The sequence below is a fragment of the uncultured Turicimonas sp. genome (genome assembly GCF_902477955.1).
In the GTDB taxonomy this organism is placed as follows: domain Bacteria; phylum Pseudomonadota; class Gammaproteobacteria; order Burkholderiales; family Burkholderiaceae_F; genus Turicimonas.
This window is the reverse complement of the sequence record NZ_CABSJB010000005.1, coordinates 34,958-49,230: the sequence shown is the minus strand read 5'-3', so window position 1 is coordinate 49,230 and position 14,273 is coordinate 34,958. Positions and strand designations below refer to the sequence as shown.

Genomic DNA, 14,273 nt, shown 5'->3' with positions numbered 1-14,273 from the left:
AGTTAATTTGGCGCCCAAGAGAAATCTTGGGCGTTTTTTTTTGGGAATCCACAGCTTATTTCTTAGATAACCCTCACCGAACCGAACTAGGGTACTCCGGCCAGTTCTTAAGCAACGTGAAGTAGCCTTTCCACCTCTATGTACTGGTTTGCATGCAGTGTTCAGCCTTACTCGACCAATCCCCGTCTTTAAAAATAGCTCAACGGATGTTTTGTGCAGAATCGCCTTCGGGAAAAGGCAGCAATATCTCTTGGCTGTCTTCTTTCGCTTTCTTTCCCTTTCCTTCTGACTGTCTTAAGGGTTTAGTCACTTCTTTACCCTTAGCTGTTTTATTAGAGTGGGAGACAACAGATGTTGTCTGAGAAAGTTTTTTCTTAGATCTCTCCGAAGCCCTCGTTCTTTGCAGAACTGACTTTCCAGTTCTAGGACTCCTCGGCTTTTCTTTTAGTTTTTTGGAGCTCTCCTCTAAGCAAAGAGAATTGTCTCCTGCCTCTTTCTTCCCTTTCTCGGCTGGGACTCGGGCGGCTCCTACTTTGCGTGACTGCTTCGTCTCCGCAGGATCTTCTTTCACATTTTCCTGTGTTGTGAGTGCGACTGCTGAGCCCACAGGCTCCTCATCAGACGATTTCTTCGGAAGGAAAAGGCCTGAATCTTCCTCAGAACCTAAACCCGCACTGAGCTCTTTCCCAGAGCTCTTTTCTATCAGCCTATCTTCCTGAGGCGATTTTATTTCTGTTGGTTGTGAATCCTCTCTAGTTTTTTTGTCATTCTCTCGCTTTTTAACGTTCGAACTTTCCGCTCCCTCAGAGGACTGGAGCTTGTGGTCTTCCAACGTTTTCCCGGAGCATCCATTCTTCGTGCCAGAAGATTCCTCAACAATTTCTAAGCCAGAGGCATTGTTCCCATGTTCTTTAAAAACATGAAAGCTTATTTTTTGTTGTCTTCCGTCCCCTGTTTTGATTACACTTCCCGTGTCTTTTGCCAAATAACGCCATGATGTTAAAAGCTCCCTAGGTATTTGAGAGCCTAATATGTAAACCAACGCTGATATTTCTTTTTTTTCCAACTTATTAAAGCGCTTTAAATCTTGTAAGAATACGTCAAGAGAAAAGTCTCTTTCATTGGCTATTAGGGAAGCATAGTGATATATCACAAGTAACTTCTGAAAGTACGAAAGAACTTTTTCTTTTTTGGAAAAAAGGGGACTATCCAGATTCTCGCATACCTTGTCCAGGAGACGCTCCGTTTCTTTATAGAGGTCAGAACTTAGAATGCTAAATGTCGGGCGTTTAGTTCTTTCTCTATCAAAAGATTCTTTTAAGACCTGTAAATTTCTCCACACTTCTCGGTTCTTGGATCTATTTTCAGGATCCATTTCCATGACTCTATGCAAAGCGAGCTTATAGCCGGCCGCTGGAGTTCCCAAGAAAGGTTTAAACTTTTTGCAGAGCTCCTCTTTAATACGAAACATCCCCTCGTTGATTTGAAGATGATCTTCAATGTCTTTGGGCGAAGATGGGATGTGCGATTCAACACCCATTAGACGGCAAAAATCTTCTGCATTTTGTTTTTTCTCTTCGGAAGCTCGTTTATTTTCGAACTCTTTCCATTGATCATCGAACGTTAAGGAAGCTAAGGTGGTCCTGGCCCCCGCTTGGGATGTGGACAGAATCTTCTTGCCTCTCTCTGTTAGTGCGAAGAAAGCTTCAACAGAGTTAATTTGTATTCGGTTAAGTTCTGTTTCTTCACTTTGTACATTAAAACGACAAAGAATGTAGCCATCTTCCTCGCTGCTCACCTCAGGAGCTAATTTGAAATGTTCGATAAGAGGGGGCAGTTCCTGGGAGATAATGCACCGTTCCTTAAAAATTTTTATAGACCCTCGTAGAACCAAATTTACCCACTCTAGATAGGTCAGAAGAACATCATAAGAAGTACTGTCCATTTTTTCCCCTTAGAAGAAATCATCGTCTTCATCGTCATCATTGTCAGCAAGTTCATCGCCCGTTGAGAAGTCTTCAATCTGATTGAGAAGGCCTTCATCGATAATCTCTTGCAGGAAGGGGTGAGGAGCATTTCCAGTAAAGGTGTACGTTAAGTCTCCTCGACTCCTTGTTGAGGCGACAAAGAAAAGTTTTCTCTCAATATCAGGAATTGAATTTCGGATGCTGTCCCAGGCAATATCCTTATCTTCATCCAAGAAAGGAAGATAGACAGAATAAAAATCTAGACCTTTCGAACTATGGTAAGTTAACAGATACACCATTGGTTCACTATTTCCTCTTTCAAAAGATCCATTCCCTCCACCAACGTACTGTAACGGAATGTCATTGGACTCCCAGAAATCATTGAAGTCCTCATAGTCTCCCGATTTGTACTTATACCCTCTTTTGGGTGGCGTTGGCAGCCCAAGAATCGAGGCCAAAACTTTTCCGAATGTAGCCACATCTTTATGCTTAGGGAACAAGATACCCACAGATTCGTGTGCTGCGCATTCGTCACGAGCCCTTTCCCAAATAAATTTAACCTCTTCTTCAAGGGAATTAAATTGAGCATAGTTGGCATCTACCCCTCGTTTGAGAGCTTGGCCATCTGGAATTGCCGCAAACAAATTAGCATCGGGATAGATACAATCCGCTATCTCTAGGATCTTCTTTGTTGTTCTATAAACCTTATGTAAAGAGCGCTCGGTACAGTACTTCAAAACCGATTCTATTTCACCCTCACTTGCGCTTGAAGGATAAATTTGCTGAGTGTTATCTCCGCAGACAATTAATTTTCGAGCATAGCTTTTTATCTTGATCAAGTCTGAAAGTTTTATGTCCTGAACTTCATCCAAACACACTAAATCATAACTTCGACGATCACTTAAAAATTGCGTATGAGTACAAACATGACAATTCTCAATATCCCCCTCACCTTTTACCATGTCGCCTAAAGCATGAGTATAGGTAATGAAACAAACGTCATCGGAGGGATAATCTATTTTGTGTCTTTTCAGAATGTCTTTTAGAATTAACGTCTTTCCGCTCCCAGCAAATCCTTTTATCCATCCTAAAGAAACATTGTCACTTGACATTTCTTCCGTGACTAATTTTTGTTCTTGACTTTCTACACGAAATTTGCTTCCCCATGGCATTATGAGTTCCTCCTGAGAGAGTTGTGAGTAATAGTGGCTGCAAGATTGTCTTCGTTATAAAAAGATTGGTCACTAACTGGCCTCTTTTTATTTTTATAAGCTTCTATTTTTTTTATTTCGCTTTGGTCTCCAATTATCTTTGCTACTTTTAAATAACGTGCAGAATCCACATCAGAAAGCTGGTTTCTAGACATTTCTTGAGAGTAAATCTTCATCACTCTCTTCAGCAATTTTGTCCCTTCGGGAGCTCCCATATCCGCTAAGGAAAGACCAAGAAGATAAAGTGCCGGAGAAAAATTTGGATTCCTCTCAAGAGATTCTCGGAGGAGCTTTATCCTTTCTTCCCCTTGCGCAACACAAGCGCAGTTATATGTATTCACTGCATTCGGATTTCTTTTATATGCCTTCTTCCCCCATTTTTCTGATAATTTGTATTCTCCTGCTTGGGAATAGTAGTAGCAAATGTTTGTAGAGAGGTCTTGATCATCGTATTTTTCTAACCATCTGCAGTAATCAACTGCCTCGCGATACCTGCCTGTCCGCCCACAAACTTCCATCATATGTTCTACAGCTTCCGGGTGATATTTCAAACTTCCATCCAAAAGAAAGGTATTAAGCTCCTGAAGAGCTAGGTGGTATTGAATATCCTTATCGTATAAAGTTTGGCACGAAAGAGGATTAAGTAATTTTGACATTACCTTAACACCTTCGCATTCAGCGGAAACCTTCAACAATTTTTCTCTAGTTAGTTCACACGTAACAGTGATCTCGGCATCCTGTGTAAAAGCTATTCTTGGGGCCTCCAATGAAAGCTTGCCCAAAAATCTATTTTTTGAGCTAAGACAAAGAGGTAACTCCACGATGCTCTGTCCGCTTTCGGCCACTTTAACTCTTGTTTCAATGGAAGTAGACGGTAAAGGAGTTGAGGCTTTGATTAACGTCTTAAGTTGTCCGCCTTTAGTTATGAGACAAATGGGCTCTGAAGTGATAGGTTGTATTAGATCATGATTGAAGCCGTGGTACGAGGTAGAGTGAATTGCCGCTCCTTGTGAAACATGACACCGCAAATCCTCAGGAACAATTGCCTTTACGTTTCCTGGCAAATTGTCCATGATGCTTCTCACAACTAAAGGATTGCCGCAACTTCCTCCAATAAACAATACTCCAAAAAGTTCATCTGATTCCATTCCTGCTTTGGAGAGCGCATCTGCAACCGGCGAGTAAACATGGTCTGACTCTTCCGACTCTTCTTCGTTCCAGTCTCCAGTAAAGCCAGACATTACTTCAGCAAATTCTTGCGCTGACAGAGAAGGTCGGGAGAGAATCACCTCTTCCTGGGAAATCTTTGTTTTATACGGTCTTTCAGTAATTACATGTTCCCGATCCTTTAACTCATCAAGAGTCGAAATATCCATTCTTGTCATCCACTCGCAAAATGCAATTTTCAATTTTTCGGCAACAGGAAGGAGATCGGGAATGATTGTGCCATTAATAACACTTTGGGTTAGTTCAATATTTTCTCTGCCATTTATCAGCTGAGGATAAAGGAACTGCTTAGCGATAGCTCGATCTATATTGTCACCCCCTAACGCTGTAAAGCGGGAGATTGCACGGTTTTGAGAAACTAATTGAGGGCGTCCGGATTGTATTCCTTGCGAAATTTTTAATATAGAAATATCACAAGTGCCTGCTCCGAAATCAAAGACTAAGATATTAACTGGTCCTCTCTCCAAGGCATTCTTTAGAAGAGGATCCTCCTGACCCGTAGAGCTTTGGAATAAATAACTTAGGAGAGCCGCATTAGGTTCATCAATAAAGCAGCTTTCCGATATAGCAATCCCAGCATCTGCCAGGGCTTCCTGCAGCTCTTTCCTTTGGTTCGCCTGGAATGAGGCTGGAACCGTAATTCCATACTCTGCAACAGGAGGGAGACCGTTTTTAACCAAAGCCTTAGTAATTTGAGGGACTAAAAGTTTGAAGAACTCTCTAGTAGCGTCCTTCGCCGTCTCAATAATGACACCATGACCATTACCTTCAGACAAGCTTGTTTTAGGATATGTCGAGCCTACACTTACTCCCAAACCCATTTTAAATGATGAAAAGTGAGTTTTGCCTGCTCCACTTCTATATCTCTGCTTGATTTTATAAGCGGGAAGACCGAAGTAAAGCCGCGAATCCTTCCACGCAAGTACCGAGCTAACGATAGTATCTTCCTCCGTTCCTCCATCTGGTAAAGACTGCTCTATCTGAAGTGAGACCGGACACCATGAAAGCCGAGAATCTTGTGCAAGAACGGATACTACAGTTGTAGAAGTACCAAAGTCGATTCCCACATAAGTTTTCTTTAATTTGGTAATGGAATTGGAATTTTCTTCATTAGAAAAATTGGGATGATTTTGCCAATTAGACAGCAACACATTGCTCGGCTTTAAAGAATAATTTTCTTGCATGTTGGGACTGTAAAGTTCTGGAGTAAATAAGTACCAGCACCAGCTTCACTCCTCGGAGTTAGTGCCTTTTGCTCTAAAAACAGTGCGGGGTATTTAAATTACCCTTGTAAAATTATTTTACTAATTTTACTATTTTTATCTTTTCTGTCACCTCCCCTCTCTAAGCTTGCCTAAGACACTCTTAACGGGGGCTGTTTCAGATTATTAGATAGGTCATTTCAAATCAAGACAGAAAAACAGGAGGTTATACCGAAACGATTAAAGAAGAGACAGGAAATGTTTGGTGGAGCTAGAGAAAAAATTACGGCCTCCGTAAAACGGCTGGAGGACCTCTTGGCAAAAAGCATCATTTTTATTCACTAAAGACGGTCTTGCTCTTAGTTTTCCTGCTTTGATCCGAGGCTAAAAATCCTGGGACAGGAGGAGGCCCTTCTTCCATAAAAATCCAAGAACGAAATCTTCGCGTCTAAGATCAAAAAGTTATATTGACAAAAAGAAAATACTCTCTTTACCTAAAAGCTCGTAACTTTCCGCAACTCTAATTGAACTACTAAGGATTTAGTGGATTAATCACAGGAATCGTTTTAAAAATTTTGCTTTCTTTTTGATGAGTTGCAAAAACGTCATCTATACGTGACTTTTACGGCGTAAATCCTTTGCGAAGACCGAACAATCGGCGCTCACAGCCAAAATGGTAAAAAACCGTTTTAGATAAATGAGTTATAATAATAGTTTGTCTAAAGATATGTCGTTCATGGAGGAATTTAATGGAGCTCAAAGCCACGACTGTAGGAGGTTATCTTAGAGAATTACCTGCCGATCGGCGTGTTGCCATGGCTCGCGTCTGCAGTATGATTAGACGTTCGGCTAGAGGCGTCCGCGAAAGCATGAGATATGGGCTCGCTTTTTATGAACTTCATGGTCCTCTTTTCGCCCTTGAATCAACAGAAAAAACAATGACCCTTTTCATTGCTGAACCTTCTGTTGTTGAAAACTATAAAGACAGTGTGAAGGGCGTTTTGGCTGACCGCAGTGCCATTTGTTTTGATGATCTTAACCGTATTCCTCTCGACAGCCTCGAAAAAATCGTTCGTGATTCCGTTGCTGCCAGAAGAGAACGCGTAAAAACAACTCCGGCACCGACACAAAAAGAACTTCTTGAACTCTGGAAAATCACGGAGGAAGAAGCTAAAGCACCTCCTCCCATTGTCCGCATTCCGATGGGTAAGGATGAAGAGGAAGTTCAACAGGAAGTTAAAGTCGAGGTTGAAGAGCCGGAAAAGCCTGTTGAAATTTTGAGAGCTCCGACTTTCAAGGATCCGGCTATGACCGCCAGCTCTCAGCCGAAAAATCCGGCTCTGAAAAAGGTTGCTGCTCCGGCAAAAAGTCCTATTCGCAGACGGGCCCCTAGGAAAACGGCTGCTGCGGCCGAAGACACAACGGCAAAACCAAAGAGAACCAGAAGAACAAAAGCGAAAACCGCTGAAGAATAACAAGTTTTAATTTTTAAGCATATAACTCTCGATTTCCCAAGATAAGTTCGAACGGAAATCGAGAGTTTTTTATTGTGTATATTCTTTTCCTCATGGGACAATGGGATAGGTGTCCGTTGTACTATTCACGTCTCTTTTTCCACTTTTTTTAATTCGTTTGTATTTCACTATGGACTCTCGAGAAAAGAAAAAACTCTGGAAGTGGCTCGTTGTCGCTGTGGCCTTGATTTTCTTTGCTTTTATGGCATTATTACCCCTTCCTTGGGAGGAGGGCGATGATGTTCCGGCACCGAATCCAAATATCACAAGTCCATGATCCCATTCAGAACATTTTTTCCTATTACACTTATTGCAATAGGTAATATAACGAATTGAAATTCATTGTTACATTGGAACCTGTTTTTACCGCTTTATGAAAAAGAACGATAAAAAGCTTATATGGGAGCTTTCTGCAGTCATCGGCTGCAAGCTTGCAATTATTGCTGCGATATGTTTTGTCTTCTTCGGACCTGATACCAAAACCGAGCAGACTCCTGAAGCCGTAAGCGCAGGTATTCTTTCCAGAAATACTTCTATTAACACTTCTTTAATTAATAACGAAAAAGGAGAGGGAATATGCTCTCAACAGAACTAGTTGATCTGTCGCGCCTGCAATTTGCGGCGACCGCGATGTATCACTACCTTTTTGTCCCACTAACTTTGGGTCTCTCGATGATTTTGGTAGCAATGGAAGCCTGCTACCTAAAGACCGGGAAACAAGTCTACAAAGACATGGTGAAATTCTGGGGCAAGTTATTTGGTATTAACTTTGCCTTGGGTGTCACAACCGGTATTACCATGGAGTTCCAATTCGGTACTAACTGGTCATACTATTCTCACTATGTAGGGGACATTTTCGGTGCTCCTCTTGCTATTGAAGGCTTAATGGCTTTCTTCTTAGAGTCCACTTTCATCGGCCTATTCTTCTTCGGATGGGATAAAGTCAAGAAAGGCACTCACTTCTTATGTACTATCCTCATGGCATTAGGCTCCAACCTTTCCGCTCTGTGGATTCTTGTTGCTAACGGTTGGATGCAATACCCTGCCGGTGCCAGCTTCTCTTATCAGACAATGCGTATGGAAATGAATGACTTCTTCGCAGTCATTCTCAGCCCATGGGCTCAGACAAAGTTCTTCCATACCATTACTGCCGGCTACGCCACCGGTGCTGCTTTCGTTTTGGCAATCTCCGCATGGTACTTGCTCAAAGGCCGTGACATTGACTTCGCAAAACGCAGCTTCCGTGTTGCTGCCTGCTTTGGCTTCTGTGCTTCATTGCTTGCCGCTTGGCAAGGTGACGAATCCGGCTATTTAGCAGCTCAAGACCAGCCGGCTAAGTTAGCTGCTATGGAAGGTATGTGGGAAACTGAACCTGCTCCGGCTGCAATGGCTTTAGTCGCTTTTGCTGATCCTGAAAAGCAAGAGAATACTTTCGAAATCAAAGTTCCTTATCTCGCCGGTATTCTTGCAACCCGCAGCTTCGATAAGACAGTTCCGGGCCTTAAAGAAATCATTGCTGAAAATAAGGTCAAGATTGCTAGCGGCGTAGTCGCTGTCGGCGCTCTTGAACAGCTCAGAAAAGATCCGAATAACGCTGAAGTCAAAGCTCTCTTTGAACAGCACAAGAAAGATCTTGGCTTCGGACTGTTGACTAAGAAATATCAGAACGACCCCGCTAAGGTTACTGAAGCAGATATCCAAAAAGCTGCTAACGATTCCATCCCATACTCTATCGACGCAATGTTCTATGCATTCCGTTTGATGGCTGGCGTCGGCGTTGCTTTGATTTTCATCTTCGGTCTCTCTCTTTGGTATGCATACAAGAGAGTTATCGATAAGAAGCATTGGCTTCTTAAATTGGCCGTCATCTCCGTTCCATTACCCTGGCTTGCTTGCGAAGCAGGTTGGTTCGTTGCTGAATACGGCAGACAGCCATGGACAATTTGGGAAATTCTCCCGACCCACTTGTCTGTTTCTTCCTTGTCTGTAGGTTCAGTCTGGGGTTCATTAGCCAGCCTGGTTATTCTTTACACCGGCTTGCTCATTGTTGAAGCTTGGTTGATGATTCGTTTCGCTAAATTAGGTCCTAGCTCTTTGGGAACAGGCGCCTATCACCACGAACAAGCTGCCAAGGCTGCCAAGTAAGGAGGGTACATAAATGTTAGATTATGAAGTACTAAAAGTTATATGGTGGTTGTTTATCGGGGTTCTCCTTGCCGGCTTCGCCATTATGGACGGCCAGGATATGGGTATCGGTACCTTATTGCCGTTCCTCGGAAAAAACGACGATGAAAAACGCATCATGATCAATGCGGTTGCCCCTCACTGGGACGGCAACCAAGTTTGGTTCATTACCGGCGGCGGTGCTATTTTTGCTGCATGGCCGCTGATTTACGCAACATCCTTCTCCGGTTTCTACTGGGCAATGTTGTTGGTCCTCTTCGCTCTGTTCTTCAGACCGGTTGGTTTTGACTACAGAAGCAAAGTGGAAAACACCACTTGGAGAAGCACTTGGGACTGGTTGTTGTTCGTTGGCAGCGTTGTACCTCCAATCGTTTGCGGTGTAGCTTTCGGCAACCTTCTTCAGGGCGTCCCATTCCACTTCGACGATAACCTGCGTAGCTTCTACACTGGTTCCTTCTGGGCACTCCTTAATCCGTTTGCCCTTCTCTGCGGCATTGTCTCTATCTGCATCTTCATTTCTCAGGGTGCAAACTACCTTGTTTTGAGATCTGTGGGAGATTTGCAAAGTAAAGCTGCCAAGTGCTCTCAGATTGCCGGTTTCCTCTATGCAATCTTGTTCATCTTGGCAGGCATTTGGGTCTACTTCGGAATCAAGGGTTATGTCATCACATCCGCCATTGATCCTGCAATGCTCCCGAATCCGCTCAACAAGACCGTTGAGATTCAGGAGGGTGCCTGGTTTGCCAACTTTGCTAAGTATCCTGTGCTCTGGATCCTTCCTGTTCTTGCTGTTGCAGGCGGCGTGCTGTCTTCCCTGTTTATCAGCGGCAAGAAAGCCGGCTGGGCCATCATCTGCTCTTCTTTAGCAATGATCGGTACAGTATTTACTCCGCTCGCAGCAATGTTCCCGTTCTTGATGCCGTCCTCAACAAACCTGGCTTCTTCTTTGACAGCCTGGGACTGCACAAGCTCTCACACAACATTGTTCGTCATGTTCTGCGTTACTTTGATTTTCCTGCCGATTGTTCTTCTTTACACCGGCTGGGCATACAAAGTATTGAGCGGCAAGCTTACACCGAAGGCTATCCAAGATAACTCTAAGAACTTGTACTAATTAAGGAATGAGCCCCTCGGGGCTCTCGAAGGAGTAAATAATGATCTACTTTTTATGGTTGGCTTGCTTAGTACTCATGATCTGGGGCTCAGCAAACTTCACAACAAAGATCGATAACGACAAATAATTTGGAACAGGCCCGGTGCAAGCCGGGCATTATTTTCTTTTTCAGATAAGAATGAGAATACTTTCTTTTTTACTTGCACTAGCCATTGCCGGCACCATTATCGTGTTCCCAAGAATCATTTCGACGGACATGCACTCGGTTCCTCATGGCTGGTTGGTGGGCTTGATGTTAGGCATGAGCTTCTGCTTCGTCTACGGCGTTGGCTTCGTTCCAAACAACCGCATTCTAAGAGTGATTTTTTCTCCCCTGGTCGCCTGGCCTCTGGTAATTGTCTGTGGGGGAGTTATCTTGGCTCAAAGTCCGATGAAATTTTTCTAAGCACTCTCTGAGCAAATAGCCTGCTGAAAAATCCTAAATCGCTAGCATTCGTAAGCTCAATACACGATGGCCGATTGGTACTTACTGCCAACCGGCCATTTTTTCAATCCTTGATACGTCAAAGTAAGTAACCGCTTACTAGTAGATTGGCATCGGCAGGCCATCAGACAATCTCAACCAGCCGCGAATAATGCGGTAGCACACCCAAATACCCAGAACAATAAAACCGATGAACCACACGGCTAATCCAACGAGGATGAAGGCTAAGAAGAAGCCGACGACCCAAACAAAGATAATCCACCAGAACGCATACCAGAACGTTCTAATCTGCCAAGTGAAGTGGCTGGCGAGGTACGTTCCTTGCACATCGCCTCTTTTGACGTAGTTAATGATGACGGCAATAATAGACGGCCAACCGAATACGAATGCAGTAGCAATAGAAGCTCCGGAAAAAACTCCGAGCACAATGGAAAGGCCGTGCAGAAAATATACTATCTGCGTAACGGTAACTAAATTGCGAGGAACCTGATTAACCGGAAAATTAGGCTGCTGCTGAAAGTTCGGCTGCTGTTGGTTCATCATTTGATAATCGGACATGGCTTACTCCATTGAATCCAAGGTTTTATTAAACACCAAAAATTTCTCGAGCTTTCTTATAACAGGTATTTTTAGGAACGAGATTTTAGGCACTTTTTAAGAAAAGTACGCAAAAGCTTGTTATCAATTAAAACCAGGTGAAGACATTCTCCGAGATCCACAATAGGGATAAAGAGCGACGAGGCCTTTTTCCTGAAATGTTGCAGCCTTCCACAAATCAAAAGGCGCCCAAGAGAAGATCAAATTGTCTTATTTTTCAAACAGACGACAATTTCACTAATTAGTAATTAAGATCGCCATCGTCTCACCATCATGAGATAATCACGAAATGATGTTTGGAGAAAACTATGCGCGTTCTATTGGTTGAAGACGATGAAATGATCGGTGAGGCTGTCGTCGACGGGCTCAAATCGGAAGGCTATGCCGTTGACTGGGTGAAGGACGGGGGCTCTGCAACCATCGCTCTGGATACCACTTCATTCGGAATCGTAATTCTTGATCTTGGTCTCCCGGGCAAGGACGGACTTAATGTCTTAAAAGATATGAGACGCAAGAAAAACCATACACCGGTTCTCATTACAACCGCCCGAGATACCGTTAATGACAAAATTGAAGGTCTCGATGCCGGAGCCGATGATTACCTCATCAAGCCTTACGATTTAGACGAATTAAATGCTCGTGTCAGAGCTCTTCTGAGACGCTCGGCAGGACGTGCAGATCCAATCATCGAAAGAGGTCGTTTAACAATTAATCCTACCACCCGTGAAGTTTTATTTGACGGACAATCTATCATCCTGTCGAGCAAAGAATATGCTCTGCTCTTTGCTCTGGCCGAAAGAAAGGGCATTGTTCTCTCTCGCGCTCAGTTGGAAGAAAAACTTTACAACTATGATTCCTTGATTGGCTCTAATGCTATTGAGGTTCATATTCACCACTTGCGGAAAAAACTCTCGGAAGACAGCATTAAAACTGTCAGAGGCGTCGGCTATATTCTGGAGACCTAATTGTTCTCCATCCGAAAACGGCTTCTGGCGTCCGTTATTGTCGTTCTTTTATTCAGTACCTTCTGTGAAGGTATTGCGACCTATTTTGCCGTTCAACAGCAGGTCGACAGGCTCCTGGACAATTCCTTAAAGCAGGTTGCGCTTTCGCTCAACTCCATCCACAGCGGAGAGATCCCTTTTCTAAAAAAAGGAGCTCTTCTGCCTGCCGATGATAGTCTGGTGGTACAAATTCATGATCCCATCAGTGGAATGACCTTTATCTCCCGCAATATGGAGAAGCTGCCGATAGCTGAGAGGACTGGTTTTTCAGATATCCTCATAGACGGCAGACCATGGCGGCTCTATACCTCTCAAAACCTAACAGGGCAGATTGTGGAAGTGGCTCAGCCAGCTGTTCTAAGAAGCGAAGTCGCCATTAAAACCGCCAAACCTATCCTTATTCCCCTGATAGTAGCCGTTCCGGTGATCGCTTTGATTCTATGGATTTTCATCCGTCACGGATTCTCGAGCCTTGAGGGAGCCTCCCGGGCTATCGCCAGGCGCTCTCCTACCTCCCTGCAACCTCTTTCTATGAAGGGGATGCCCGTAGAGTTAGCCCCTTTGGTAAATTCTTTGAACGACTTGCTTGCTCGTCTATCCGACAGCTTCAAACTGCAAAGCCGTTTCGCATCCGATGCTGCCCATGAGTTGAGGACGCCCCTTACGGCACTAAATCTTCAAATTCAACTAGCAGAAAGAGCTAAGACCGAAGAAGCAAAGGCAAAAGCATTCGGACGCTTAAAAGAAGGCATTAAAAGAGCAACCCGTCTTGTAACCCAGTTGCTGACGATGGCGCGTTTGGATCCGGACAATTCCGAAAAGCCTATGGCGCCACTAGACCTTCATGCATTGGCAACAAGCATTCAAGATGAAATCAGCGTAGTCGCTGAACAGAAAGGCATTGAGATTTCAACTCTCGAAAAAAGCAAAGCGATTGTTTTCGGCAATAAAGACGCTTTACAGCTCATGATCACGAATCTGTGCGATAACGCCATTCGATATACACCGGAAGGGGGCCACATCAGAATCGCGACCGGTATCGAGAATGGTAACGGTATTGTTGAAGTCTCAGACGACGGTCCCGGCATCCCGGAGGCCGAAAGAGCAAGAATTTTTGAAAGGTTCTATCGTGCCGAGGGAACAAAAACAATCCCGGGAACCGGCATCGGTCTGGCAATTGTCAGACGAGTTGCAGAACTGCACGGCGGCAAACCGTCGCTAGAAGACGGTCTCGACGGGAAAGGTATCACCTTTAAGATTTCATTTCCCGCGACCCAAAAACAGAGATCAGAAAATCAGGACGAAGCTGACGACGAATACTCTGATAACTAGTTCTAGAATTTATTGGATACTGCGGTTGCGCCTTTATTGATTCCTTCTCCGGCAGCGGAGACGTCTTTACCAATGCCCTTCACAGTATTGCACCCTGCGATAGCAAGAACGAATGCAACGAGAATTGCTGTAATTCCAAACTTTTTCATAATAATTCCTTTCGGATAAGTTAATTGTTCGGACTAAAACGTATTACATCTTATTTTGAACTGCTGTAGCAGCTGAATCGATATCGCCGCCAACTGCGGAAACATCCTGCCCTACACCCTTAACGGTATTGCAAGCGGTCAAACCTAGGCAAAGCATTGCTGCAGCCAGCAGACAAGCAACTTTTTTCAATTTAAGCCTCTCTTTAAAAATGTCTATATCTCTGATATTAATTTTTAGTTGCCTGCTAAGAAACTTTTTTCATCCAATACGGGGATATAGATGCTTTG

The 14,273-nt window shown here is 43.8% G+C and carries 14 protein-coding genes; 8 read left to right on the top strand and 6 right to left on the bottom strand.

The window, feature by feature from the left end:
* Positions 1–199: 199 nt before the first annotated feature.
* Genes RDK53_RS02710 through RDK53_RS02700 form a run of 3 tightly spaced genes read right to left on the bottom strand, consistent with a single transcriptional unit; the run spans position 200 to position 5,589 of the window.
* Positions 200–1,945 carry a hypothetical protein gene (locus RDK53_RS02710; protein WP_308513165.1) on the bottom strand — a complete coding sequence of 582 codons (1,746 nt, stop codon included), beginning with the start codon at positions 1,943–1,945 and terminating at the stop codon, positions 200–202.
* A 9-nt stretch (positions 1,946–1,954) separates the two neighbouring features.
* A complete protein-coding gene (locus RDK53_RS02705; RefSeq protein ID WP_308513164.1) occupies positions 1,955–3,139 on the bottom strand; it encodes a 3'-5' exonuclease in 1,185 nt (394 codons plus the stop codon).
* A complete protein-coding gene (locus RDK53_RS02700; protein ID WP_308513163.1) occupies positions 3,139–5,589 on the bottom strand; it encodes an Hsp70 family protein in 2,451 nt (816 codons plus the stop codon). The genes RDK53_RS02705 and RDK53_RS02700 overlap by 1 nt, the downstream gene beginning before the upstream one ends.
* Before the next feature lie 767 nt (positions 5,590–6,356).
* Here RDK53_RS02700 and RDK53_RS02695 point away from each other — a divergent pair.
* The 6 genes from RDK53_RS02695 (at position 6,357) to RDK53_RS02670 (ending at position 10,864) form a co-directional block, all read left to right on the top strand.
* Entirely contained in the window at positions 6,357–7,082 is a 726-nt protein-coding gene (locus RDK53_RS02695; RefSeq protein ID WP_308513162.1) for a DUF1801 domain-containing protein, read from the top strand.
* 169 nt (positions 7,083–7,251) lie between these two features.
* Positions 7,252–7,398, top strand: coding sequence for a hypothetical protein (locus RDK53_RS02690; RefSeq protein ID WP_157108112.1), 147 nt, complete (start codon positions 7,252–7,254; stop codon positions 7,396–7,398).
* 96 nt (positions 7,399–7,494) lie between these two features.
* The gene (gene cydP / locus RDK53_RS02685; RefSeq protein WP_277036321.1) at positions 7,495–7,716 is read left to right on the top strand and encodes a cytochrome oxidase putative small subunit CydP; all 222 of its coding nucleotides are present in this window, start codon (positions 7,495–7,497) and stop codon (positions 7,714–7,716) included.
* Positions 7,698–9,266, top strand: a complete 1,569-nt coding sequence (locus tag RDK53_RS02680) for a cytochrome ubiquinol oxidase subunit I (protein ID WP_308513161.1) — start codon at positions 7,698–7,700, stop codon at positions 9,264–9,266. Before cydP ends, RDK53_RS02680 begins: the two co-directional genes overlap by 19 nt.
* A gap of 13 nt (positions 9,267–9,279) precedes the next feature.
* On the top strand, positions 9,280–10,419 hold the full coding sequence (cydB, locus tag RDK53_RS02675) for a cytochrome d ubiquinol oxidase subunit II (RefSeq protein ID WP_308513160.1): 1,140 nt from the start codon (positions 9,280–9,282) through the stop codon (positions 10,417–10,419).
* Between the two features lie 178 nt (positions 10,420–10,597).
* Positions 10,598–10,864, top strand: a complete 267-nt coding sequence (locus RDK53_RS02670) for a cyd operon YbgE family protein (protein WP_308513159.1) — start codon at positions 10,598–10,600, stop codon at positions 10,862–10,864.
* Positions 10,865–11,002: 138 nt separating this feature from the next.
* Here the strand turns inward: RDK53_RS02670 and RDK53_RS02665 are convergent, their stop codons facing one another.
* A complete protein-coding gene (locus RDK53_RS02665) occupies positions 11,003–11,461 on the bottom strand; it encodes a DUF4870 family protein (RefSeq protein ID WP_374041554.1) in 459 nt (152 codons plus the stop codon).
* Between the two features lie 347 nt (positions 11,462–11,808).
* Between RDK53_RS02665 and RDK53_RS02660 the strand changes: the two genes are divergently transcribed.
* Both RDK53_RS02660 and RDK53_RS02655 read left to right on the top strand, forming a co-directional pair.
* Complete coding sequence (locus tag RDK53_RS02660) at positions 11,809–12,465, top strand: response regulator (protein WP_066594786.1); 657 nt, start codon at positions 11,809–11,811, stop codon at positions 12,463–12,465.
* Positions 12,466–13,836 carry an ATP-binding protein gene (locus RDK53_RS02655; RefSeq protein ID WP_308513158.1) on the top strand — a complete coding sequence of 457 codons (1,371 nt, stop codon included), beginning with the start codon at positions 12,466–12,468 and terminating at the stop codon, positions 13,834–13,836.
* A gap of 2 nt (positions 13,837–13,838) precedes the next feature.
* Here the strand turns inward: RDK53_RS02655 and RDK53_RS02650 are convergent, their stop codons facing one another.
* Positions 13,839–13,985 (bottom strand): entericidin A/B family lipoprotein, encoded by a 147-nt coding sequence (locus tag RDK53_RS02650; protein WP_308513157.1) that lies wholly within the window; start codon positions 13,983–13,985, stop codon positions 13,839–13,841.
* A gap of 43 nt (positions 13,986–14,028) precedes the next feature.
* Positions 14,029–14,142 (bottom strand): entericidin A/B family lipoprotein, encoded by a 114-nt coding sequence (locus RDK53_RS02645; RefSeq protein ID WP_201415742.1) that lies wholly within the window; start codon positions 14,140–14,142, stop codon positions 14,029–14,031.
* Positions 14,143–14,273: the final 131 nt, after the last annotated feature.